Raw genomic sequence first — 2,304 nt, 5'->3', positions numbered from 1 at the left:
TTGTCGGCCTGAATATTGCCGATGCAATATGCAACGCAGACATTGAAGAGCCACACAGACGAGAGACGGTTTGCGCGGTCGTTGTGTGAGGAATGTCCGTTAACAACTGCATCATCCGGGCTACGTTCCAACCCTGCTCCAGGGTTTGGTTTACGCAACCCCAGATGATGTCTTCAATATCGGCAGGGTTCATTGCACTGTTCCGTGCCAGCAATCCATTTACCAGATCGGCACTGAGGTTTTCAGCTCTTGTATGGCGGTAGCTGCCTCCTTTGGAACGGCCCATTGGAGTACGGGCAAAGTCGACAATTACTGCGTCATTATCTCGAATACTCATCTTTTCCGTCTCCTGTTATGCGTAGAATTTTTCGTTGTTTTTAGCCATTTCACGCAGGCGAGCCGTTGGTTCGTAGAGCTTGCCCAGTTCCGCATAGGAATCACACAGTTCAACGAACGCCGCGACACCCATATCATCGATGTACTTGAGGGCGCCTCCTCGGAATGGAGGGAAACCGATGCCGTAAACCAGACCCATATCGGCTTCAGCCGGCGTTTCTACGATGCCGTCTTCAAGACAACGAACCGTTTCCAGACACATCGGAATCATCAGACGATCAATGATCTGCTGGTCTTCAAATGTTTTCTGGCTTTGTGCGACACCGGCAACCAGCTCATGAGCTTTCGGATCGGAGACCTTCTTCTGCTTACCTTTCTTGTCCAGCTCGTAGGTGTAGAAACCAGCATCATTCTTCTGGCCATAACGTTTTTCTTCATACATAACGTCCATGGCAGAGCGATAATCCTGCTTCATCCGATCTGGGAAACCATCAGCCATCACGGCCTGAGCGTGCACCCCGGTGTCGATACCAACGACATCCATTAAGTACGCAGGACCCATTGGCCAGCCGAATTTTTCCATAACTTTGTCGACATTTTCGAAGTCGGCACCATCACGCAACAGAGCCGCAAAACCGCCAAAGTAAGGGAACAGAATTCGATTCACCAGGAACCCAGGGCAGTCGTTAACAACGATAGGCGTCTTACCCATTTTCTGGGCGTAAGACACAACGGTAGCAATCGTTGCATCCGACGTTTTTTCACCACGAATGACTTCCACTAAAGGCATGCGGTGAACCGGGTTAAAGAAGTGCATACCACAGAAATCTTCAGGCTTGTCCAGAGCGGTCGCCAGTTCTGTGATTGAAATGGTTGACGTATTGGACGCCAGCACAGCCCCGGCCTTCAATTGCTTCTCAGCTTCGGCCAAAACCGCTTTTTTCACTTTCACGTTTTCAACAACGGCTTCAACAACCACATCAACATTACCAAAGTCGCCATAGGACAGCGTGGGGCGGATATTGTTGAGTGTGTTGGCCATCTTTTTGATGTCCATTTTTTTACGCTCAACAGCCTTGGTCAACAGCTTCGCGGCTTCATCCAAACCGAGCTTGATGCCATCCTCATTAATGTCTTTCATCAGAATCGGGGTGCCTTTATAGGCACTTTGATAGGCTATACCGCCACCCATGATGCCGGCACCCAATACAGCGGCCTGCTCTACAGGCTTAGCTTGCTTGGTATGTTGCTTAGCAATCTTCTTAATTGTTTGATCGTTCAGGAACAGACCGATCAGATTTTGCGCGACACTGGTTTTCGCCATCTTGGCAAAGCCTTTTGCTTCAATCGCAATGGCCTGGTCACGTTCAAAGTTTGCGTGTTTCTGAATGGTTTTTACGGATTCTACCGGTGCAGGGTAATGCTTGCCCGCTTTACCAGCGATAAAGCCTTTCGCCGTTTCAAAGACCATCATGCTTTCAATGGCATTCAGCTGCAGCTTGCCTTTCTTCTCAGCACGGCGTTCTTTGTAATCCAGCTCTCCGGCGGCCAGGCGTTCCAGTAATTTGTATGCTTCTTCAGCAACCTTGTCCTTTGGAACCACTGCATCAACGGCGCCATCTTTAAAGGCTGCATCCGAGCGTTTTTCAGAACCGGAAGCGATCCATTCAATGGCGTTGTCTGCGCCGATAACGCGTGACAGACGAACCGTACCGCCAAAGCCAGGGTACAAACCTAATTTCACTTCAGGCAGGCCTACTTTGGCACTGTCTGCCATGACCCGGTAGTCACAGGCCAGCGACATTTCCATGCCACCACCTAAGCAGATGCCATTAATAGCCACGACCGTAGGGAATGGAAGGTCCTCAAAAGCACTGAAAATCTCGTTGGCTTTCAGTACATCGGCAATAATGTCTTCTTCGGTCTGCTCGAACCAAGCCAGAAACTCGGTAATGTCGGCACCAACAA

At 49.9% G+C, this 2,304-nt stretch carries 2 protein-coding genes; both read right to left on the bottom strand.

Going from position 1 to position 2,304, the window contains the following annotated elements; genetic code table 11:
- Window positions 1-337 (bottom strand): thiolase family protein (locus tag MED297_RS06265; RefSeq protein WP_008043310.1); only part of this gene is annotated, 337 nt, incomplete at its 3' end.
- A 15-nt stretch (window positions 338-352) separates the two neighbouring features.
- Window positions 353-2,304 (bottom strand): fatty acid oxidation complex subunit alpha FadB (gene fadB / locus MED297_RS06260; protein ID WP_008043309.1); only part of this gene is annotated, 1,952 nt, incomplete at its 5' end.

Source organism: Reinekea blandensis MED297, assembly GCF_000153185.1.
Taxonomy (GTDB): Bacteria; Pseudomonadota; Gammaproteobacteria; order Pseudomonadales; family Natronospirillaceae; genus Reinekea; species Reinekea blandensis.
Note: the sequence above shows the minus strand (reverse complement) of the source record. Positions and strands in the feature narration are given on the sequence as shown.